Source organism: Pseudoxanthomonas sp., from assembly GCF_027498035.1.
Taxonomy (GTDB): Bacteria; Pseudomonadota; Gammaproteobacteria; order Xanthomonadales; family Xanthomonadaceae; genus Pseudoxanthomonas_A.
Genome location: NZ_CP114978.1, coordinates 1,246,399 through 1,267,599 on the forward strand (window position 1 = coordinate 1,246,399; position 21,201 = coordinate 1,267,599).

The following is a 21,201-nucleotide window of genomic DNA, read 5'->3' on the forward strand; positions in this document are numbered from 1 at the left end:
CCTGACCTCTTCCCGCCGCCTGCTGCTGCTCGTCATCCTGATGGCCGCCGCCCCGCTCTTTTCCTGAACACCCCTGGCACTGGCGTGATTTGCGCCACTGCCCGCCGCGCGGCTATAATCCGCCGGCTCTGCAAGGCCACCAGGCCTGCATAGACCGCCCACGCCGGGCGTCACCGGCGAATACACACCTGCTGCCAACACCCGTGCCGGGGTGCCTTCGCAAGAAGGTTCGGCCACGGAAGCAGCAGGGAGGCCCAACCCCGGAACCATCAAAACCGCATCCAAATACGCGGTTGGTTCCACTGCCTTGGAGTTTTGCAATGTCCCAGATCACCATGCGCCAGATGCTGGAAGCCGGCGTCCATTTCGGCCACCAGACCCGCTACTGGAACCCCAAGATGGCGCCGTACATCTTCGGCGCCCGCGGCAAGATCCACATCATCAACCTGGAAAAGACCCTGCCGCTGTTCGTTGACGCGATGAACTTCATCAGCGCCATCGCCCAGAAGCGCGGCACCGTCCTGTTCATCGGCACCAAGCGCAGCGCCCGCGATTCCATCAAGGAAGAAGCCGAGCGTTGCGGCATGCCGTTCATGACCCAGCGTTGGCTGGGCGGCACCCTGACCAACTTCGCCACGGTGAAGAAGTCGGTTGCCCGCCTGAAGGAACTGGAAGCCGCTGAAACCGACGGCACCTTCGAGAAGCTGGTCAAGCACGAAGTGCTGGGCCTGCGCCGCGAGCGCGAGAAGCTGCTGGCCTCGCTGGGCGGCATCAAGGAAATGAACCGCCTGCCCGACGCCCTGTTCGTCATCGACATCGGCCACGAAGACATCGCCATCAAGGAAGCCAAGAAGCTCGGCATCCCGGTGGTCGCCGTGGTTGACTCGAACTACGACCCGGCCCTGGTCGACTACGCCATCCCGGGCAACGACGACGCCATCCGCGCCGTGCAGCTGTACGCCCGCGCCGCCGCCGACGCCGTGCTGGAAGGCAAGGCTGCCTCGCCGAACAACGCCACCGTGCGCGAAGAAGAGTTCAGCGAAGGCAACGCCGAAGCCAAGCCGGCCCGTCGTGGCCGCAAGAACGACGAAGCCGCCGCCTAAGGCGTCATCGTCGTGCAACGCCGGCGCGGCATGTTCGCGCGTCGGCCCCAGCGGCGGGCTTCAAGTCCCGCCGTTGTCGCTTGGAGTGGCGCGAAGCGCCTTCCAACCCAATACCCAAGCAAACACTGAGGTCATCACCGTGGAAATCACTGCTTCCCTGGTCAAGGAACTGCGCGAGCGCACCGGCGCCGGCATGATGGAGTGCAAGAAGGCACTCACCGAAGCCGGCGGCGACATCAACGCCGCTGCCGAAGCCCTGCGCAAGTCCGGCGCTGCCAAGGCAGACAAGAAGGCTGACCGTGTGGCCGCCGAAGGCCGCCTGGGCCTGGCCCAGGACGGCGGCAAGGCCGTGCTGGTCGAAGTCAACTCGGAAACCGACTTCGTCGCCAACGACATCAACTTCAAGACCTTCGTCGACACCGTTGCCGCTGCTGCACTGGCGTCCGGCGCTGCCGACGTGGAAGCACTGAAGTCGGCCAAGCTGGCTTCGGGCCAGACCGTCGAAGAAGCCCGCGCCACCGCGATCCAGACGCTGGGTGAAAACATCCAGATCCGTCGCCTGGCCAAGGTCGACACCACCGGCAACATCGGTGCCTACGTGCACACCAACGGCAAGGTCGGCGTGCTGGTCGAGCTGATCGGTGGCGACGCCGAACTGGCCCGTGGCCTGGCCATGCACGTGGCTGCCCTGAAGCCGCCGCACAACAAGGCTGCCGACGTGCCTGCCGACTTCGTCGAAAAGGAAAAGGAAATCGAACTGGCCAAGATGTCCGAGAAGGACAAGTCCAAGCCGGCCGACATCCTGGAAAAGATCATCAGCGGCAAGATCAACAAGATCGTCAGCGAAGTGACCCTGTACGGCCAGAACTACGTGCTGGACGGCGACAAGACCGTCGAGCAGGTGCTCAAGGCTGCAGGCGGCGACGTCGCCGGCTTCCAGCTGCTGGTGGTGGGCGAAGGCATCGAGAAGGTGGTGGAAGACTACGCCGCCGAAGTGGCCAAGGCGATGCAGGTCTGACCCAGCCTCGTTCCTGGTTGCATGCATGAAAGAAAGGCCGCGGGAAACCGCGGCCTTTTTTGTTGCGCCATTGGGCGCGGTCGGCGCGCTGAAAGCCCCCGGAGGGCCCTCACCTGGCCAGTTCGATCTCCGGCATCCGCGAGGTCTTGAGCGCATTGATCTCGTCGACACGCTTCTGCTTGAGCCCCTGCAGCATCGCCGTGACCGCCTGGTCGCCGTAGGCACGACGCGTGATGCCGAACATCCGCGTCCCCTGCCCACTGGTGTCGGTCACATAGCGGTGCGCGCTCCACTCGACGAAAACCTGGCCATCGTCGCCGGTGGCGGACATCAACATATCAACGGTTGCCTCCGTACCATCCGCGCTGATGACCACCTCTGAATTGGCGACCGGATCGCTTTTGCGGCGCTCCTGCACCTGGGCATCAATGGCCAGTGCCATCTGCGATGCATTCGCCCCTCCGATCCGGACGTCAATCATCAACATATCCCGATATCGCTCAACATCCTGCCCCGCAGGGACGTATTCCTGCTTGTAAAGATCGGGCGTGGGGTGCGAACTCCAGGACAGTTCGAACGACTGGCCGGCAAAGCTCAGTGGCCCTGGAACCCCGAGGCGCTCGACGGCCGGTTCGGCCGCATACAGTGGCGCGGCCACCTGCCAACTTCCCAACAGCAAGCACAGCGCGGACAGGGACAACAGGCGTGAACGCTTTTTCATGATCGACTCCTTGATCGCTGGAAGGCACCGCACCCTGCGATGCCCGTACTTGCCAGCATAGTGCAGGAAGCAAAAAGGCCACCTCACGGCGGCCTTTTCCTGTGTCAGGCAGTGGATGGAGTCCTTACTTGACGGCCTGGCCGAAGCGGTTCGGACCGGGCGTGCCTTCCATCATCATCATGACCATCACGATGAAGCCGCCGACATAGGGGACGAAATTGATCAGGACGAACCAGCCGGACTTGTCCATGTCGTGGAAGCGGCGCACCTGCACGGCCAGGCTGGGGAGCAGCAGCGCCAGGATCAACAGCATCATCAACGCGAAGCCCACGTAGCTCAGTGCGCCGGGACGTTCGGCAGGCGACACCAGGGCCGCGCCCAGGACCATCACCATCACGGTCGCCAGCAGCGCCACCATGTAGAACAGGAGGAACATCCAGTACTCCTTGCGACGCGAGCGCCCGGAAAAATCCGCATAGCGCTTCAGCGGCATCAACATCCACTCCATCCCATCACTCCTTGCAGTTCAAACGACATGCATGGGTGGCGGGCACCGCGCTGCGATGCCTCGCATCCATGCGGGGCGCGCATATTAAGCCGTGCAGCGGAAGAACGACCAGCCGGGCGATCACACTTCATGCATGGCCGTACTCGCCAGGCGCGACTTCAACCATGTGTCGACTCAGCCGAACGCCGCTTCCAGCGCATCTGACAGGCGTTCGACGGCGACCACTTCCATGCCCTTGATGCTCGTCGCCTTGGGCGCGTTGGCCTTGGGCACGATGGCGCGCTTGAAGCCGTGGGTGGCCGCTTCCTTCAGGCGGTCCTCACCGTTGGGCACGGGCCGGATCTCGCCGGACAGGCCGACTTCGCCAAAGGCAATCGTCTTGTCGGCCAGCGGCGCATCGCGCAGCGAGGACAACACCGCCAGCAGCGCCGGCAGGTCTGCGGCGGTTTCCTGCACGCGGATGCCGCCGACCACGTTGATGAAGACGTCCTGGTCGCCCACCATGATCCCGCCGTGGCGATGCAGCACCGCCAGCAGCATCGCCAACCGGTTCTGCTCCAGGCCCACGGCGACGCGACGCGGGTTGGACAACGGCGAAGCGTCGACCAGTGCCTGCACTTCCACCAGCAGCGGACGCGTGCCTTCGCGCGTCACCATCACGCAGCTGCCGGGTTGGCGGGTGCTGCCGCCGGACAGGAAGATCGCCGAAGGATTGGAGACTTCCTTCAGGCCCTTCTCGCCCATCGCGAACACGCCCAGTTCGTTGACCGCGCCGAAACGGTTCTTGAAGGCACGCAGCAGGCGGAAACGGCTACCCGACTCGCCCTCGAAATACAGCACCGCATCGACCATGTGCTCCAGCACGCGCGGGCCGGCGATGCCGCCTTCCTTGGTGACGTGGCCGACCAGGAACACGGCCGTGCCGGTCTCCTTGGCATAGCGCACCAGGCGCGCGGCGCTCTCGCGCACCTGGCTGACCGAACCGGGCGCGGCGGTCAGGGTTTCGGTCCACAGGGTTTGCACCGAATCGGCGACGATCAGCTTGGGCCGGGCGGCCGAGGCGTGCTGCAGGATGTGTTCGATCCCGGTTTCGGCCAGCGCATTCAACCCGTCTAGCGGCAAGTCCAGGCGGATCGCCCGACCGGCAACCTGGGCCAGCGACTCTTCACCGGTGACGTACAGCACCGGCAGCGTGGCGGCCATGCTGGCCAGCGCCTGCAGCAGCAGCGTGGATTTGCCGATGCCCGGATCGCCGCCGACCAGCACCACCGCGCCTTCCACCAGGCCGCCGCCGAGCACGCGGTCGAAGCTCACCGATGCCGGTGGACACGCGCACTTCCTCACCGTTGCGCACGTCCTTGAGCGCGGTGATCTTCGGCGCTTCGGTCTTGCCCGCCCACCCGGAGCGCCGCGCGGCCGGAGGCGCGCCACCGGCCGGTTCCAGCACAATCTGCGACAGCGAATTCCACGCATTGCACTCGCTGCACTGGCCCTGCCACTTGTTGTACTCAGCGCCGCATTCGCCGCAGACGTAGGCGGTGCGCGCCCTGGAGGTGGCCTTGGCCATGAAGCGATCCCTTGGAAATCCGGCGGCCACTGTAGCGGTGGCGCGTCTCCTGGGGCGAGACCCGCACGACCGCAGCGCGAAGGTTTTAACGTAGTGATCAACGTTCATCCCCCCAAAACCAGGCTCTTGGCCGCCCTCATCCAGCCCTCGACCCGCCCGCGCTGGCACCCGCGCATGCTGCTGAACGTGCTGCTGGCGCTGCCGGCAGTGGCGGTGTGCGTGTACGTGCTGCTGCCGATGCCAGCCATCCCCCGCGCCGACCCCGAGCGCGATCCGGCGGCCTACTTCAGCGGTGATGGACTATTGATGGCCCGCGCGGTGGACCGGCGCGACTGGAACGCCATCGACAAGATGGTGCACGAACGCGGGATCGACCCGGACACGCTCTTCGACCGCCTGGGCCGGCCAATCCTGGCCTGGCCGGTCATCACCCACAACCCCGAAGGCCTGCACCTGCTGCTCAATGCCGGCGCCACGCCCGATGCGCGCATGCAGTCGATGGGCGTGGCTGCGGAAAGCGCCCTGGTGCCGGCCGCGTCGATGTCCGATTCCAGCTACCTCACCGAACTACTGATGCGCGGCGGTGACCCCAACGGCCGCAACGCCGCTGGCCAGCCGCTGCTGTATGTCGCCTTCGCCAGCGGCCACTGGGACAACGTGCAGGCCCTGGTTCTGTCCGGCGCCGACCTGGACACCACGCTCTATACCGGCAACGGCTACGACACCGTACTGAGCTGGTATTCGCGGATCGGCCGCTTCGACCGCCTGTACTGGCTGCTGGAACACGGCGGCGACCCGACCCGCCGGATGCACGACCTGCCAGGTTCGCGCCTGGCCGGGACTGCCGATTCCAACGAAGGCCGCATGCCGATCGTAGAAGACGTCTTCTACGCCACCGCGCTCCCCCGGATGCGCGACTGGCAGCAGGCCTGCCAAGCCTGGCTGCTGAACCACAACATCGGTCGCCCTCCGATGCCACCGGCGCTGCGCATGCGTGAGCGCGAACACGAGCGACAACAGGCGCAGGAAAGCGGCAACAACGAGATCGCACTCTAGGGCGACGCGGACTGACGTGGCACCATCGCAGGATGTCCGTGCTGCTCGATCCCCTTTCGCATGTGCCCGTCGGCGCGCCCACCGCGCGTTTGCATGTGGCGCTGAGTGGCGGACTGGATTCGAGCGCACTGCTGCATGCCATCGCAACGCAGTGGCGCGGCCGGCGCGAAGTCCATGCCATCCATGTGCACCATGGCCTTCAGGCGGACGCCGATGCTTGGGCCACGCACTGTGCGGCGCTGTGCGCCTCGCTGCAGGTGCCGCTACAGGTGGTGCGCGTCACTGTTGATCGCAGCGCTGGCGAGGGCCTGGAAGCGGCCGCACGTCGCGCGCGGCACGCTGCCTTCGCGCAGGTGATGGCGCCTGGCGACGTGCTGGTCGCCGCGCACCATCAGGACGACCAGGCCGAGACCTTCCTGCTGCGCGCCCTGCGTGCTTCCGGGCCGGATGGCCTGGCGGCCATGCGGCCGTGGCGCGTGTTCGCCGACGGCTGGCTGTGGCGGCCGTGGCTGTCTGTTTCGCACGGCGAGATCGCAGGCTATGCCCAGGCGCAGGGCCTGCACTGGATCGAAGACGGCAGCAATGCCGACACCGCGCTGGATCGCAATTTCCTGCGCCATCAGGTGTTGCCACTGCTGCGCCAGCGCTGGCCGCACGCCGATGCCGCACTGGCGCGCAGTGCCGCGCTGAATGCGCAGGCCAGCGAGCTGCTCACCGAACAGGACCAGGCCGCATTGCACGCCGCACGCACCGCGGACCCGATGATGCTGTCGGTCACTACCCTGCAGGCCATGGACGCCGCCCGACGCGCACGCGTATTGCGCCTGTGGATCGCGCAGTGCGCGCTGCCGCCGTTTCCCGCACGCGGCGTTGCCCAGGTCGAGTCCAGCCTGCTGATCGCACGTACCGATGCGCAGGCATGCTTTGAATGGGACGGCGCCTGCCTGCATCGCTGGGGCGATCAGCTGCATGCAGGCCTGGCCATTGCGCCACTCGCCCTTGATTGGCAGGCCGAATGGGATGGCCGCCAGGTACTGCAACTTCCCGCTGGCGGCCGGTTGCAACTGCGCGGCATCGGCGCGTTCGACGCACCGGTCCACGTCACGGCCCGCCGTGGCGGGGAGCGCATCACCCTGCCCGGCCGCCGTCACTCGCACGCGCTCAAACACGTCCTGCAGGATGCCGGCATGCCGCCGTGGCGACGGCTCCAGCTGCCACTGCTACGCGATGCGCATGGCGAGGTCCTGGCGGCGGGCGATGCCATCTATTCGAGCGGATTCGCCCGCTGGCTGCAGGAAAATGCAGCCTCCCTGCACTGGTCGCCGCCCGGCCGCGATTGACCCACCGGCACCTCGCCCCCACACTTTGCGCATGGCAAAGAAACCCGCAGCCGACGCCTCGCCCGTGGCGCATTTCGAAACCTCGCTGGACGAGCTGGAACAGCTGGTCGGGCGCATGGAACAGGGCGAATTGAGCCTGGAAGAATCACTGGCCGCCTACGAGCGTGGCGTGGGCCTGTACCGCAGCTGCCGCACCGCGCTGGAGCAGGCCGAACTGCGCGTGCGCCTGCTCAGCGACCCCGACCGCCCCGAGTCCGCCGAACCTTTCGCCCCGTTGCCCGATGGCGAGTGAGGCCGTGTTCGCACGCTGGGCGCAGCGTGTCGAAGCCTCGCTCGAATCGGCGCTCCCCGATCCCGACCTCGCCCCGCAGCGATTGCACGGGGCCATGCGCCATGCCGTGCTCGGCGGCGGCAAGCGCATGCGTCCGTTGCTGGTCTATGCGGCGGGCACGCTGACCGGTGCCGATGAAGCCGTGCTCGATGCGCCGGCCACTGCGGTCGAGCTGATCCATGCCTATTCGCTGGTCCACGACGACTTGCCGGCAATGGACGACGACGCCCTGCGTCGCGGCCAGCCCACGGTGCATATCGCCTTCGACGAAGCCACCGCGATCCTGGCTGGCGACGCGCTGCAGACCCGCGCGTTCGAAGTCCTGGCCGGCAGCGATGCCGGCGCGGTGCTGCGCGTGGCCTGGCTGCAGACCCTGGCCCAGGCCAGCGGCGTGGCCGGCATGTGCGGCGGCCAGGCGCTGGATATCGACGCGACCGGCGGCGTGCAGCCACTGCAGGCCCTGCAGCGCATGCACGCACTCAAGACCGGCGCCCTGATCCGCGCCAGCGTGCGCCTGGGCGCCCTGGCCGGCGGTGCCGATGACGACACCCTGCGACGCCTGGACACCTTCGCCGACGCCCTCGGCCTGGCCTTCCAGGTCCGCGATGACATCCTCGATGTCGAATCCAGTTCCGAAGCGCTCGGCAAGACCGCCGGCAAGGACGCGGCACAAGCCAAGTCGACCTATCCCGCCCTCCTGGGCATGGACGGTGCAAAGGCGAAGCTGGATGCGTTGGCGGTGCAGATGAAGGAGTCGCTGGCGCCGTTCGGCGCGCGAGCGAATGCGTTGGCAGCGCTGGGCGAGTTTGCGGTCAAACGCGGGCACTGATTCCGCAGCAAGCTTGAATCAAGTCGACCTGCGAAGCGGGTTCGGCTTGGATGAGTTGTTAGGCGGCGTCCGCGACAATCCTGATTGCAAAGCAAGATTCATCCGGAACGCACCTAAGTAGTTTGATGTGTGACATCGCGCTGTTGCTGGAAATTGCCTGCCGGGCTTGATCTGCGAGTGTGGTTGACGCCCTCACCCCAAGAATAACTGCCTTGATTGAGTAAGGTGGCAGCTGGAACAGATGAATGTCCTCGCCGTTAGCATTAACTAGGTTGTGCGCATCTTTGAGCGGGCGAAGAACCCTCCACTCTCGTTCATACGACCACTCCTTGCTTTTGACCAAGAACATCTCCGTACCGTCCAAGTCGATGAGAGACGCACTAGGACGGACATCTCGATAGCGAACCTGGCGCAGGTGGCCAAACTCATCTTGATCTGTGCGGCGGGCGTTGAAGTACGGATGTCTCGAATCCAACTCCAACACAAACCCTGTATGGCTCATTCCGTAGTGAGCCCACATGAGAAGGCTATCCGGAATCTCACATAGCGAAAGGACACCCAAGACCTCATCCATCTTGGCGGGAATCGCTGGGATGAGTCTGTTTGATACAGCGCCGAGCATTGCGAGAAACTGTCCTTGCTGCTGTTGCATCAAGGGGGTTGCAAACCGCACCCACTGCTGAAGTGAAAATCGTGTCCTCAGTGCCGCGGGGAGGCTGCTATATGCGGCTTCAAGTTCACTGGGAATTGCCGCAGCAAAAGAGGCAACCGCCGCTTCATTCGAGGCAAGTTGCGTAATCTCGGGCCTTCCTTCGAACGGATCGTTGAATGCTCCTAATGGCGTGTAGCGAACCAGTTGATCGGACAGAATTCCGATACGGGCTGGGGAAAGGTACTTGAATACCCTCTCCGGTGCGCCGTGATCTTCCATAGCCGCCTAACGCCTGAATTAAGCCGAGCCGCGAAGCGGTTTCGGCTTGAATGAATTGTTAGGCCGCAGCCTAGCAGCTTGACTACTCGCCGTTGCAATTGGTGACGGAAAGCTCAAGGGCGGCGTCATTGATGTCGACAAAAAGCCGACTCCCATCGGTGAACTGGATAACGATCTCTCTTGGGCGATGACGCCAGATAGTCTCAACTACCCGTCCGGCCAGCAGCTTGGTAGCACCTTCTGCTTCTTCTTCAAGCGTCATGGAGTTTCCTTTGCGGCCTAACTACTAATAGACCCCGAAATGGGGCGTATGCGGCGATTCTGCTAGCCGCTTGAAGACGGGTCAATCAGGAGATTCGAACTCGCCGGGTGTTAGCGAATCATCCTCACGCACGAGATCAGATACGTCATGTTCTTGGTGTGGCGGCGGGACAGCCATATCGGAGAATGCGGTATCGCTGCCGCCATATCCGGGACGCTGCTTCGGGTAAAAGCATCGGTGTGCAACTTTCCGACTGCTCCCCGCAGTTCGCTTTTCCAGATCAGCCACAGGACACCCACGTCGTCCGCGATAGAACCTTGTTGCCTGAAAATCGCTGATCAACAGGGTGGCGCACAGGGAGGTGCGCCATGAAAAAGCCCGGCACAAGGCCGGGCTTTCTTTCAATGCAATGACGCACTGGTTACTTGATCAGGCGCAGCGCGAACGGGTAGCGATAGGCCTGGCCTTCGTTGGCCTTGATCCCGGCCAGGATGCACAGCACCAGGTTGGCGATCCAGACCAGCGGCATCAACAGGAAGCCAATGCCGATCACGCCCAGCACGCTGCAGACGATGTAGGCGAGGAACACGGTGATCTGGAAATTCAGTGCTTCCTTGGACTGGTCGTTGAGCCAGGCTTTGGCCGGGTTGTCCTTGTTCACCAGCCACAGGATCAGCGGGACCACGAAGCTCACCACGATGCCGGTGAGGTGGACGATCAGGCCAACGACCCGATCTTCCTGCGGGGCCACGCCAGCCGGCGGTGGCGGTGGAGCGGTGACGTTCTCGAACTCGTTCATGAGCTTTGTCATTCCTGGATTGGGTGGCCGAACGTTCCGGCCGTGAGCTGGACGCGGCCAACTGTCGTGGGCCGCGCAGTGCGCGTCAATCCCCCGGACGACACATATCCCAAACTACGTCATTGCCCGCCAGCAACGGTCATGCGCCCGACCAGCACCGAACCCATGGCGATATGCGAGCGCGGGTCCAGGTCGGTGCCCACCGCTTCGATGTTGGCGAAGATGTCCTTGAGGTTGCCGGCGACGGTGACGTTGTCGACGGGGAAGGCGATTTCGCCGTTCTCGATCCAGAAGCCGCCGGCGCCACGCGAATAGTCGCCGGTCACCGAATTCACGCCCTGCCCCATCAGTTCGGTCACCAGCAGGCCGGTGCCCATGCCCTTCAGCATCGACGCCAGGTCACCGGCGTTGGCCGCAATCTTCAGGTTGTGGATGCCGCCGGCATTGCCGGTGCTGCGCAGGCCCAGCTTGCGCGCCGAATAGCTGCCCAGCACGTATCGCTGCAGCACGCCGCCGGTGACCAGCGCCGAATCGGCCGTGGCCACGCCTTCGGCATCGAACGACCCCGAACGCAGGCCCTCGCGCAGCAGCGGCAGTTCGTCGATGGAAAACCAGTCCGGGAAGATCTGCTTGCCGACGTGGTCCAGCAGGAAGCTGGCCTTGCGGTACAGCGCCCCGCCACTGACCGCACCCAACAGGTGGCCGATCAGCGAGCGCGCGACTTCGGCGCTGTAGAGCACCGGGTACTGACCGGTGGCCAGGTCGCGTGGCGCCAGGCGGGCGACGGTGCGTTCGGCCGCGCGACGGCCGATGGCGTCGGGCGCTTCCAGCAGCTCGCGCGCCAACGCCGTGGAGTACCAGCCGTCGCGCTGCATGCCTTCGCCGGTGCCGGCAATCAGCGCGCAGCCGATCGAATGATGGGTGCCGCGGTCGCGGCCGATGAAGCCGTGCGAGTTGGCATAGACCGACAGGCCATGCCCGCTGCTGACCGAGGCGCCATCGGAATTGGTGATGCGTGCGTCGGCATCGCGGCCGGCGGCCTCGCAGGCCAGGGCCAGGTCGACTGCCGCGTCGGCATCGAGCTGCCACGGATGCCAGCCACCCAGGTCCGGGAAGTCGCGCGCCATGCGGTCGGCGTCGGCCAGGCCGGCGGCCTCGTCGTCTTCGGTGTAGCGGGCAATCGCACAAGCCTGCTCGACCGTAGCGGCCAGGCTCTCTTCGCGCAGGTCGCCGGTGCTGGCGCTGCCCTTGCGCTGGCCGAAGTAGACCGTCACCCCGATGGCGCGGTCCTGGGTGGATTCGACCGTCTCCACTTCGCCCATGCGCACATTGATGCTCAGGCCGCGGTCTTCACTGCAGCTGACCTCGGCCTGGGTGGCGCCGCGGCTGCGGGCCATGTCCAGCAGGCGCTCGGACAGGCCGGCCAAGTGCTCCATCCGCTGGCTGCTGTCGTCCTGGATGTGGGAAGTGAGTGCGTTCAATGGCTTATCCTATGTCTCTATTCGATTGACCCGGCGCGCGCCTTACGCAGCGCGCCTTTGAAGAAGGTGTGATGTATGCGTGGACGCGATCCGGAAAGCGGCGAATTCCGCGGCCCCAGCCGTACCCAGCAGCGCCAGGGCGCGCTGGAAGTGCGCTCGCTTGCCGAACAATTGGTGGCCTTGACCCCGACGCAGCTGGCCAAGCTGCCGCTGAGCGAAGAACTGGCCGACCACGTCGCCGACACCAAGAAGGTGACCTCGCACATCGCGCACAAGCGCCAGCTGCAGTTCCTGGCCAAGCAGATGCGCAAGGAAGACGACGAAACGCTGGAAGCCATCCGCGACGCGCTGGATGTCAGCGGCGACGCTGCGCGCATCGAGACCGGCCTGATGCATCAGGCCGAAGGCTGGCGCGAGCGCCTGCTGGACGATCCGGAGGCGCTGACCCAGCTGCTGGACGAATACCCGGAGGCCGACCGCCAGCGCCTGCGCCAGTTGATCCGCAACGTGGCCGAGGAGCGCAAGCGCAACAAGCCGCCGGCGTCCTACCGCGAGCTGTACCGCGAAGTCCGCGGGCTGCTGTCGGCCGCTGAAGACACTGGCGACGACGCGCCGGACGACGACGAAGAAGAATGACCCTGGCAGGCGCGTTGCGGGCGTCATCGCCGCGCGCCTCAGGCCTTGGTGCCGCCCACGGTCAGCCCGTCGATCAGCAGTGACGGCTGGCCCACACCGACCGGCACGCTCTGCCCGTCCTTGCCGCACACGCCGACGCCTGCATCCAGGGCAAGATCATTGCCGATCATGCGGACCTTCTGCATGGTTTCCGGGCCGTTGCCGATCAGCGTGGCACCCTTGACCGGCGCGGTGACCTTGCCGTCCTCGATCAGGTAGGCCTCGGTCGCGGAAAACACATACTTGCCGCTGGTGATGTCGACCTGGCCGCCGCCGAAGTTGACCGCGTACAGGCCCTTCTTGACCGAACGGATCATCTCCTGCGGATCGTGCTGACCGGCCAGCATGTAGGTATTGGTCATGCGCGGCATGGTCAGGTGCGCGAAGGATTCGCGGCGGCCATTGCCGGTGGGCTGCATGCCCATCAGGCGCGCGTTGAGGCTGTCCTGCATGTAGCCGACCAGCACGCCGTCTTCGATCAGCGTGGTGCACTGGGTGGGCTCGCCTTCGTCATCGACGTTGAGCGAACCGCGTCGGCCTTCCAGCGTGCCGTCGTCGACGATCGTCACGCCCTTGGATGCCACGCGCTCGCCAATGCGACCGGCGTAGACGCTGGTGCCCTTGCGGTTGAAGTCGCCTTCCAGGCCGTGGCCGACCGCTTCGTGCAGCAGCACACCCGGCCAGCCCGCAGCCAGCACCACTGGCATCACGCCGGCTGGCGCATCGACCGCTTCCAGGTTCACCAGCGCCTGGCGCAGCGCCTCGCGGGCGAACTCTTCCGGCTTGCCGCCGCCCAGCAGCTCGGCATACGAATAACGCCCGCCGTAGCCGGCGTAGCCCGATTCGCGGCGGCCGTTCTGTTCGACGATCACCTGGATGTTCAGGCGCACCAGCGGGCGCACATCGGAGGCCAACACGCCATCGCTGCGCGCGATCAGCACGGTGTCCACGCCGCCGGACAGACTGACACTGACCTGCTGCACGCGCGGATCGGCCGCGCGCAGGAACTTGTCCACCGCCCGCAGCGCGGCAACCTTGTCGTCGTTGCCCATCGCATCGACCGGATCTTCCGGCGCGTACAGCGCGCGGCCCTGGCCACGCACCAAGGTGCGCGGCGCGTGGCTGGCGCCATCGCGGGCGATCGCACGCGCCGAGCCAGCAGCAGCCAGCAGCGCGGCCGAATTGATGTCGTCCGAATAGGCAAAGCCGGTCTTCTCGCCGGAAATCGCGCGTACGCCCACGCCCTGTTCGATCGAGTGCGCGCCGTCCTTGACGATGCCGTCTTCCACCGTCCAGCTCTCACGGCGTGCGTGCTGGAAATACAGGTCGCCGAAGTCGATACCTGGTCCCAGCAGGGTGCCGAAGGCGCGGTCCAGGCCGGTCTGGTCCAGGCCGGCGGGCAGCAGCAGGCGGGATTCGGCAAGTGCGAGTGCGGATGTGCTCATGGGGCAATGATCGGGTCGTGAAGGGGGAATGCAAGCCGCGCGCGTTCAGCGCGGCTGTGCAGGTGTTGCGGTGACAGGCGCCTGCGTCGACGGCGCGGCCTCCGGTGCAGGCGCGGCAGCCGGTTCGTCATGCTCGCTGACCTCGACCTTCGGGTCCTTCCAGGGGCCGGTGACGTGGTAGGTCTTGGCGCCGATTTCGCCCAGCGGCTTGCGCAGCACCGCGTTGGCGGCCGCGCCCACCGCCGCGCCGACCGGGCCGCCAGCCACCGCACCGACCACCGTCAACAGGTTGCCCGAACGCGGCAGCACGTGGATGGTCTGGTCGAAGGTCTGGCCCTTCAGGTCGGTGCTGCCGCCAATGCGGATCTCCGCCGCGGGGCCATCGATCACGGTGTTGCTGGTCTGCGCCTGACCATTGGCGAAAGCAACATCGCCACTGATCTGGTTGAAGGCGAAACCCTTGGAGAAGAAGTCGCGGAAATCCAGCATCAAGCGGCGCGGCAGCTGGGTCAGGCTGAACAGGCCAAGCACGCGGCCGGCGCCGGGCTCGACTTCCAGCAGCGCGCCATTGTGGGCATCCATCTTGGCGCTGCCTTCCAGTCCAGCCAGCGAGAACCCGGCGGGACTGGACAGCCAGGCCAGATCCAGGTCGACCTTGCCGGTGCCGCCACGCACGCGGCCGGTGAAACCCAGGCCGTCCATCAGGTCACCCAGGTTCTGGCTGTCCACCTTGGCGACCAGATGGGTGCGGGCGCTGCGGCCGCGACCGGTCCAGTCGCCGGTGACGTCGATCTTCTGCTGCGCCGAACGCATCTGCAGGGTGTCGATGCGCAGTCCGCCCGGCACCTTGCTCGTGCGCAGCGTGGTCTTGCCCAGCTTGGCATCGCCAAAATGCAGGTCGCCCACATCCAGGGCCAACGGCGACAGGACGGAGGGGTCCAGATCGTCTTCCAGCGGCGTCGAGGCCTTGTCGGATGCGGTTGCAGCGGTCGACGGCGTCGTGGTTCCAGGCGAAGCCAGCGGCGTGGCCGAGACCCAGAACAGCCGGTCCAGCTGGCCCTGCACCGGCGCATTCTCGTCGTCCGGCACGTGGACGCTGCCGAACAACGCGTCGCCATCGAGCTTCACATCCAGCGATGCGTGCGCCGGCGTGACCTGCACGCGCGTGGCCGGGAAAGCGCCGCCGATCAGCAGCAGCTTCTGCGCGGTGATGTCGATCCCGCGCAGCTTGAGCGGCTGGCTGCCGGCCGGTGGCGTGACTGGTGACTGCGCTGGCAGGGCCGGATTGGCCACGACCTGCGGGCTGCTGAGCGCCGCGGCCGCCGCACCGGCCTTGACCAGCGCCGCGTCGGCCGGCGCACTACCGGACGCACGCGCCAGTGCGATCCAGCCCGCGACATCCAGCGAGCTGGCCGTACCACCGGCGCTGAGCCCACTGGCCGGGACCGGCTGGAGAATGCTGCTGTGACCCAGCTCGATCCGCACCCCGGTGTCACCCGCGCGTTCCTGCGCACGCAACGCCATCAGCTTGCCGAAATTCACATCCACCCGGCCGGTGTCCAGCGGCAGCTGCACATTGACGCTGGCCGGCAGCGACTTGTTCGCTGGCTTCTCCAGCGGCGCAGGCAGCTGCAGCGTGGTGCCGACCAGATCGGACTGCGCATTGATGCGCACCGTCGGATCGCCCCCGTTGGCCGGCGGCGCGCCGACGCCTACGTTGATCGTCCACGGCGAGCGCCCGTGCAGATAGGACTGCAGCCAGGTGATTTCGGGCACGCGCTGCAGCAGCTCGTCGCTGGTCAGCGGCGCCTGCAGCTGGGCCTCGAACACGTTGGCCTTGTCCTGCGCCGCATCGCCAGCACGCAATGCGAGCTGCCCGGGCTGGCCGGCACGGTTGATCGCCAGCGACGGCGCATCGAAACCGCCATCGGTGAAGCCCGCCGCACCGCGCACGTCGGCGAAATCCAGGTCCCAGGTCGTATCCAGCAGATGCGCACCTTCCAGCACCACATGGCCACCGATCTTGCGTTCCACCGTCGATTCGCTGCGCAGCGGCAGCTGCATCGTGTAATCGACCTTGGCCGGACCGGTCGCGGTCAGCCCCTTGATCGAACTGCCATAGGCTTTCTGCAGCGGACTGTGCCGGACCAGTGACAGCAGCCTGGCCGCATCGTCACCACCGGCCGCGTCGATCTTGAGCACGGTTTCGTGCCAGTCGGCGATGCCACCGGCGATGCGCCGGATCGGCACCTCGCCCAGCTTGCCCTTGCCCGACAGGTCAAAGCCGTTGTTGACGAAGCGCACGTGCGCATCCAGGTCGGTCATGTCCGGCCAGTCGGCCTGGAACCGGATGCGACCGTTGTCGATATCGGCCTGCGCATCGAACAAGCCCTGGTTGTGCAGGAACGGCCAGTCATCCAGGTCACCGGTCACCAGCCCGGTGCCATGGCGCACCATGCCGCCCTGCATGGCCATGTCCAGCCAGTCCAGCGAGGCCTTGGACATCAGATGGTGCACCCAGAAGCCACGCGCGGCCGGCACCGGGGTGTCATGCACGTCGGCGGCGATGTTCAACCACGGCCGGGTGAAGTCGCTCTGGAACCACACGTCCCCGCGCACATCCAGGCCGAAGTCCGGCCCGGTCACCACCAGCGATGGCGTACCGGCCTTCCAGCCCGCCCCTTCGCGCCAGGCCGCCAGCGTGCCCTGCAGGGTGGCGGTGTGGACCACGCCGAAACCGGCCGGCCAGTCGAACCGCAGCGGCACGGCCTGATCCAGCACCAGCGCCACGCCTTGTTCGTCACCGGTCAACGTACCCGCCAGGCCAGTCAGGCCCGGTGCGTGTCCCACCGGCGAAAAGCCCAGGCCTTCGACCTGCGCCGACAGCCACAACGGCCCCTGCACGGTGCCGGCTACCTGCACTTTGGACAACGCGGCGTGCGGCTTGGCCTGCTGCAGCCAGTTGCGCAGCCCGGGGCTGAGCTTGTCGCTCATCGCCAGTGCCTGCAGCAGTGACGCAGCCTCCAGATGGTCAGCGACCAATGCCGAATGCGCGCCGCCGGCCAGGGTCAGGCCATCGACACCCTGGGTGCCGCCCTTGGCGCCCAGTCGCAGCTGCGGCACATCCAGCCGCCAGCCATCGGCCTGCAGCTGGAAGCGTGCCCGGCCGCGGATTTCCTCGAGGCTGGTCGAATCCGCGCCGTCCAGGGTCGCCAGCTGCACCTGCTGCAGGCCCAGATCGGCCTGCACCTGCGACAGGCGGTGGGCCTTCAGCTGCGCCCAGGCATGCAGGTCGCCCTGGCCGCCACGGATCTGCATGCCGGCCAACCCGGACAGCGCCGACCAGTCGGCCAGCCGAAGGCCCTCGCCCCGCAGATAGGCGCGACCGTCGCCGGTCTGACGGTCGAACAGCGCCGAGGCCTCGATCGGCTCGCCGCCTGCACGGCTGCCCTGCAGGCGCAGACCCGCGTGGACCTGCCCGCCCTGCACCCGCAGGCGCAGGTCGATGTGCGGCAGCTGCAGGTCCCAGCCCAGCGACGGCGCCAGCACGTGCAGGCGACCGTCGACCACCTGGAGTTCGCCCAGGCCATCGAGTGTCTTCAGCGGGTCGCCCCCGGGCTTCTGCCCGGGGAACCCACGGACCGCCCAGCTGCCGTCATCGGCGCGCTCGACTTCAAGGGCGATGTTGCGCAGGCGCAGTTCGGTGAAGGCCCGGCCCGGCAACAGCCCGGAATACAGCGACACCAGCACTTCGGCCTGGCCGATCTGCAGGCCTTCGCCCTGGCCATTGCCGGCGCCGATTTGCAGGCCATCAAGTTGCAGCAGTGGACCGCGCCGGGTCCACGCAGTCTTCAAGGCCTTGAAGGTGATCGGCCGCCCCGCCTGCTGGCTCATCCAGGCCGCGACGCGGTCCGGATGGCGCTCGGCCAGCGGCAACAGCTGGCTGGCCACGCCCAGCACCACCGCCACGCAGACCAGCACCACGGCCAGCGCGTACCAGGCCATGCGGCGCAGGACGCGCAGGCGGTGATGAAAAGCAATCGGCATCAGGAGGAGCGGGCCAGCGACGGACGCGGGAAAGATTCAACCAACAGCATGACGATCAACCCCGTGCCAAGGCCTGAATCCCCGGATGACGGCGCAGCTCGCACGCCGTCACAACAGCACGACATCGAACTGCTCCTGCAGGTACTGCGCATCGGCCTGGAAGCGGATCGACTTGCCCAGGAATTCCTCCAACTCGGCCACCGCCTGCGATTCCTCGTCGGTGATGCGGGCCACGACCTTGGGCGAGGCGATCACCAGCAGCCGCGCCGCTTCGAACTGGCGCGTGGCCCGGGTGATCTCGCGGAAGATCTCGTAGGTCACCGTTTCGGTGGTCTTGATGGTGCCGCGCCCGCCGCATTCACTGCAGGGCTCGGACAACTGGCGCTCCAGACTTTCGACCGTGCGCTTGCGGGTCATTTCCACCAGGCCCAGTGGCGAGAAGTCGTACACCGTGGTCTTGGCGTGGTCGCGCGACAGGCCTTTTTCCAGCGTCCGCAGCACCTGGCGCTTGTGCTCGGCATCGGACATGTCGATGAAGTCGATGATGATGATGCCGCCCAGGTTGCGCAGCCGCAGCTGCCGGGCCACGGCCTGGGCCGCTTCCAGGTTGGTGCGGTAGACGGTTTCTTCCAGGTTGCGCTGGCCCAGGAACGACCCGGTGTTGACGTCGATCGTGGTCATCGCCTCAGTCTGGTCGATCACCAGGTAGCCACCGGATTTCAGCGGCACCTGCTTGTCCAGCGCGCGGCCGATTTCGTCTTCGACGCCATACAGGTCGAAGATCGGCCGGTCGCCGGCATACAGCTCGATCTTCTCGGCCAGCGGCGGCATGTACTTGGCGACGAACGCCTGCAGCCGCTCGTAGGTCTCGCGCGAATCCACCTTCACCTTTTCCACATCCTTGCGGATCAGGTCGCGCACCGCACGCAGCGGCAGGCTGAGGTCTTCATACAGCAGTGCGCGCGGGGCCATCTCGCCGACACGGCGGTTGATGACGTTCCACACGCGTGACAGGTAAGCCACGTCCTCGGCCAGCGCTTCGGCCGGCTGGCCTTCGGCGTTGGTGCGGATGATGTAGCCCATGCTGCCGTGCTGGGAGGACAGGTCGGTAACCAGGGTCTTGAGGCGGGCACGTTCGGCCTCGTCCTCGATCCGCGCCGATACGCCGATCACCTTGGATTGCGGCAGCAGCACCAGGTAGCGCGAGGGAATGCTGATCTGGGTGGTCAGGCGCGCGCCCTTGGTGCCGATCGGGTCCTTGACCACCTGCACCACCACGTCCTGGCCATCACGCACCAGTTCCAGGATCGAGGCGGTCGTCGACGGCCCGGGCGGCAGCGCGACATCTTCACCCGCCACCACATTGGACGGCGGCGCGGCGCGGACGATATCGCTGGCATGCAGGAAAGCCGCGCGGTCATGGCCGATCTCCACGAACGCGGCCTGCATTCCAGGCATCACCCGCTGCACCTGGCCCTTGTAGATGTTGCCGACGATGCCCCGACGCCAGCCGCGTTCGATGTGCAGCTCCTGCAGCATGCCGTTTTCCACCACCGCCACCCGGGTTTCCCGCGGGGTGACGTTGACCAGGATCTCCTCCGACATCAAAGCACTCCGAATTGCGCTAGCAGGCCTGCTGCGTCGTGCAGCGGAAGGCCCATTACACCGGAATAGCTTCCGGAAAGGTGGCTGATGAATGCCTCGCCGCTGCCCTGGATCGCATAGGCGCCGGCCTTGCCCATCGATTCGCCTGTCGCCACGTAGCGCGCGATGGCCGCCGGGGTCAGGTCGCCGAAGGTCACTTCCGACACATTGAGGACCTGGGCATGGCGTCCGGCCGCCACCAGCGAGACCGCACTGGCCACCCGATGGATGCGCCCCGACAGGCGCTGGAGCATGGCCGCGGCGTCAGCCGCATCGACGGGCTTGCCGAACACCGCGTCATCCAGGATGACCTCGGTATCCGATCCCAGCACGATGGCACCCGGCCGGTCGGCGACCAGCCCGAACCCCGCCTGCGCCTTCTCACGGGCGACCCGGCACACGTAATCCAGCGCTGCTTCTCCAGGCTGGCGTTGCTCGGGAATGTCCAGGGTCAGCACGTCGAAGCTCACCCCAAGACGGGCCAGCAACTCGGCGCGCCTGGGGGATTGGGAGGCGAGAAACAGCATGCGCTCAGGATAACCCGCAGCGCCTTCCTGAATGGGGGCCTCGGTCGCGGCCTCCCCACCAACCCCAACCGGGCAGACGGCCCGTTCATTCCCCCGGCAATACCCTCCCGCTACCGCATCAACAAGGACACCACCATGCGTACCACCCGCCTTCGCCCGCTGCTGATCGCCCTCGCATTCGCCCTTGGAGGCACCGCCATGACCGCATCCGCCCAGGCCGCTTCCAGCTACACCCTGCCGGCCGACGGCACGCTGCTGTCGGTGTCCTCCCAGGCCGAAGCCAGCCGAGCACCGGACATCGCCACCATTTCAGCCGGCGTGGTCACGCAGGCACCCGACGGCAACACCGCCATGCGCCAGAACGCCACCCAGATGACCCAGGTCATGGCCGCCATCAGGAAGGCCGGCATCGCCGACAAGGACATCCAGACCAGTGGCGTCATGCTCAACCCGCAATACGACTATCGCGACAACCAGGCGCCGAAGATCACCGGCTACCAGGCCACCAACACCGTCAACCTCAAGGTGCGCGACATTGCCAAACTGGGCCAGGTGCTGGACGCTCTGGCCGCACAGGGCGCCAACCAGATCAACGGCCCGACCTTCGAGATCGACCAGCCCGACCCGGTCTACGACGAGGCCCGCCTGGCCGCGCTCAAGAAAGCCGAGACCCGCGCCGAGACCTACGCCAAGGGCCTGGGTCTGAAGGTCCGCCGCATCGTCAGCATCGCCGAAGGCAGCGCCGGCGGCAGCCCGCGCCCGGTCATGATGATGGCCCGCGCCAAAGCCGCCGACAGCACCCCCGTCTCCCCTGGCGAAACCACGCTTTCAGTCAGCATCGACGTGGTGTTTGAACTGGGGCGTTGATCACAACACCCAGCCTCAACCCAGGAAAAGGCGCCCTTGTGGCGCCTTTT

The 21,201-nt window shown here is 66.3% G+C and carries 18 protein-coding genes and 1 pseudogene; 8 read left to right on the forward strand and 11 right to left on the reverse strand.

What is annotated here, in order from left to right; all coding sequences use genetic code 11:
• Positions 1–320 precede the first annotated feature (320 nt).
• The gene (rpsB, locus tag O8I58_RS05430; RefSeq protein WP_298321328.1) at positions 321–1,103 is read left to right on the forward strand and encodes a 30S ribosomal protein S2; all 783 of its coding nucleotides are present in this window, start codon (positions 321–323) and stop codon (positions 1,101–1,103) included.
• A 139-nt stretch (positions 1,104–1,242) separates the two neighbouring features.
• Positions 1,243–2,121: a translation elongation factor Ts gene (gene tsf / locus O8I58_RS05435; protein WP_298321330.1), complete on the forward strand. Its 879-nt coding sequence runs from the start codon at positions 1,243–1,245 to the stop codon at positions 2,119–2,121.
• 109 nt (positions 2,122–2,230) lie between these two features.
• Here tsf and O8I58_RS05440 read toward each other — a convergent pair whose 3' ends face one another.
• The 3 genes and pseudogenes from O8I58_RS05440 to radA all read right to left on the reverse strand — a co-directional run bounded on the left by O8I58_RS05440 (position 2,231) and on the right by radA (position 4,917).
• Positions 2,231–2,842 carry an HI_0983 family protein gene (locus O8I58_RS05440; protein ID WP_298321331.1) on the reverse strand — a complete coding sequence of 204 codons (612 nt, stop codon included), beginning with the start codon at positions 2,840–2,842 and terminating at the stop codon, positions 2,231–2,233.
• Between the two features lie 124 nt (positions 2,843–2,966).
• Positions 2,967–3,350: a DUF805 domain-containing protein gene (locus tag O8I58_RS05445; protein ID WP_298321333.1), complete on the reverse strand. Its 384-nt coding sequence runs from the start codon at positions 3,348–3,350 to the stop codon at positions 2,967–2,969.
• A 174-nt stretch (positions 3,351–3,524) separates the two neighbouring features.
• Positions 3,525–4,917, reverse strand: a pseudogene (gene radA / locus O8I58_RS05450) (DNA repair protein RadA).
• Between the two features lie 126 nt (positions 4,918–5,043).
• Here radA and O8I58_RS05455 point away from each other — a divergent pair.
• Genes O8I58_RS05455 through O8I58_RS05470 form a run of 4 tightly spaced genes read left to right on the forward strand, consistent with a single transcriptional unit; the run spans position 5,044 to position 8,473 of the window.
• The gene (locus O8I58_RS05455; protein ID WP_298321336.1) at positions 5,044–5,973 is read left to right on the forward strand and encodes an ankyrin repeat domain-containing protein; all 930 of its coding nucleotides are present in this window, start codon (positions 5,044–5,046) and stop codon (positions 5,971–5,973) included.
• Between the two features lie 32 nt (positions 5,974–6,005).
• Positions 6,006–7,313 (forward strand): tRNA lysidine(34) synthetase TilS, encoded by a 1,308-nt coding sequence (tilS, locus tag O8I58_RS05460; RefSeq protein ID WP_298321338.1) that lies wholly within the window; start codon positions 6,006–6,008, stop codon positions 7,311–7,313.
• A gap of 31 nt (positions 7,314–7,344) precedes the next feature.
• Positions 7,345–7,605: an exodeoxyribonuclease VII small subunit gene (locus tag O8I58_RS05465; protein WP_298321340.1), complete on the forward strand. Its 261-nt coding sequence runs from the start codon at positions 7,345–7,347 to the stop codon at positions 7,603–7,605.
• Positions 7,595–8,473: a polyprenyl synthetase family protein gene (locus O8I58_RS05470; protein ID WP_298321342.1), complete on the forward strand. Its 879-nt coding sequence runs from the start codon at positions 7,595–7,597 to the stop codon at positions 8,471–8,473. Before O8I58_RS05465 ends, O8I58_RS05470 begins: the two co-directional genes overlap by 11 nt.
• Before the next feature lie 58 nt (positions 8,474–8,531).
• Here the strand turns inward: O8I58_RS05470 and O8I58_RS05475 are convergent, their stop codons facing one another.
• From O8I58_RS05475 to pmbA, 4 genes are all read right to left on the reverse strand, one after another.
• On the reverse strand, positions 8,532–9,404 hold the full coding sequence (locus O8I58_RS05475; protein WP_298321344.1) for a DUF2971 domain-containing protein: 873 nt from the start codon (positions 9,402–9,404) through the stop codon (positions 8,532–8,534).
• Between the two features lie 82 nt (positions 9,405–9,486).
• Complete coding sequence (locus O8I58_RS05480) at positions 9,487–9,666, reverse strand: hypothetical protein (RefSeq protein ID WP_298321346.1); 180 nt, start codon at positions 9,664–9,666, stop codon at positions 9,487–9,489.
• Positions 9,667–10,087: 421 nt separating this feature from the next.
• Positions 10,088–10,465: a DUF4870 domain-containing protein gene (locus O8I58_RS05485; protein ID WP_298321349.1), complete on the reverse strand. Its 378-nt coding sequence runs from the start codon at positions 10,463–10,465 to the stop codon at positions 10,088–10,090.
• 119 nt (positions 10,466–10,584) lie between these two features.
• A complete protein-coding gene (pmbA, locus tag O8I58_RS05490; RefSeq protein WP_298321351.1) occupies positions 10,585–11,946 on the reverse strand; it encodes a metalloprotease PmbA in 1,362 nt (453 codons plus the stop codon).
• Between the two features lie 75 nt (positions 11,947–12,021).
• Here pmbA and yjgA point away from each other — a divergent pair, with 75 nt between their 5' ends.
• Positions 12,022–12,582: a ribosome biogenesis factor YjgA gene (gene yjgA, locus O8I58_RS05495; RefSeq protein WP_298321354.1), complete on the forward strand. Its 561-nt coding sequence runs from the start codon at positions 12,022–12,024 to the stop codon at positions 12,580–12,582.
• A 38-nt stretch (positions 12,583–12,620) separates the two neighbouring features.
• On the opposite strand, the gene tldD is transcribed toward yjgA, so the two are convergent.
• The 4 genes from tldD to O8I58_RS05515 all read right to left on the reverse strand — a co-directional run bounded on the left by tldD (position 12,621) and on the right by O8I58_RS05515 (position 20,284).
• Entirely contained in the window at positions 12,621–14,066 is a 1,446-nt protein-coding gene (tldD, locus tag O8I58_RS05500; RefSeq protein ID WP_298321355.1) for a metalloprotease TldD, read from the reverse strand.
• A gap of 45 nt (positions 14,067–14,111) precedes the next feature.
• Entirely contained in the window at positions 14,112–18,113 is a 4,002-nt protein-coding gene (locus O8I58_RS05505; RefSeq protein WP_298321357.1) for a YhdP family protein, read from the reverse strand.
• Between the two features lie 108 nt (positions 18,114–18,221).
• Positions 18,222–19,718, reverse strand: a complete 1,497-nt coding sequence (gene rng / locus O8I58_RS05510) for a ribonuclease G (RefSeq protein WP_298321359.1) — start codon at positions 19,716–19,718, stop codon at positions 18,222–18,224.
• A complete protein-coding gene (locus O8I58_RS05515; protein ID WP_298321361.1) occupies positions 19,718–20,284 on the reverse strand; it encodes a Maf family protein in 567 nt (188 codons plus the stop codon). Before O8I58_RS05515 ends, rng begins: the two co-directional genes overlap by 1 nt.
• A gap of 135 nt (positions 20,285–20,419) precedes the next feature.
• On the opposite strand from O8I58_RS05515, the gene O8I58_RS05520 reads away from it, so the two are divergent.
• Positions 20,420–21,151 carry an SIMPL domain-containing protein gene (locus tag O8I58_RS05520; RefSeq protein WP_298321363.1) on the forward strand — a complete coding sequence of 244 codons (732 nt, stop codon included), beginning with the start codon at positions 20,420–20,422 and terminating at the stop codon, positions 21,149–21,151.
• The last annotated feature ends 50 nt before the right edge of the window (positions 21,152–21,201 follow it).